The 453-nt window shown below is 41.7% G+C and carries 2 pseudogenes; both read left to right on the top strand.

Going from position 1 to position 453, the window contains the following annotated elements:
* Positions 1-256, top strand: a pseudogene (locus BB427_RS24325) (IS110 family transposase); the annotation flags it as partial.
* Positions 246-453 (top strand): annotated as a pseudogene (locus BB427_RS01265) (IS110 family transposase); the annotation flags it as partial. The pseudogenes BB427_RS24325 and BB427_RS01265, both read left to right, overlap by 11 nt.

A 453-nucleotide genomic window follows, 5' to 3' on the forward strand; every position in this document is an offset into this window, starting at 1 on the left:
CATGACACAGTCTAATTTAATTGCTATCGACTTGGCAAAAAACATTTTCCAGGTGGCACAGCTGAAAGGCAATAAACTCAAATTTAATAAGCCAATGAAACGCGAACCTATGTTTGAGTTGCTAGCAAAAGCCGAAGGCTCAAAGGTCGTGATGGAAGCCTGCGGTAGCGCCCAGCATATTGCTCGCAAAGCGCTGTCGCTGGGGCATGATGTCATGTTACTTCCCCCTAAATTTGTTAAAGATCATGACGGTTGAAGAGCAAACATTGCAATCATTGAGCCAAGCGAGAACCTTAGTAGATAAACAAAAGACCCAGCTTTCAAATCAAATACGTGGATTGCTATTAGAGTTTGGTATTGTCATTAATCAAGGCGATGCAGTGTTAACACAAGTCGTTCCAGATATTTTAGAAGATGCTGAAAATGCGCTACCTATCGCATTAAAACAAGCAC

Origin of the sequence: Pseudoalteromonas sp. BMB (assembly GCF_001709235.1) — a bacterium.
Taxonomy (GTDB): domain Bacteria; phylum Pseudomonadota; class Gammaproteobacteria; order Enterobacterales; family Alteromonadaceae; genus Pseudoalteromonas; species Pseudoalteromonas maricaloris.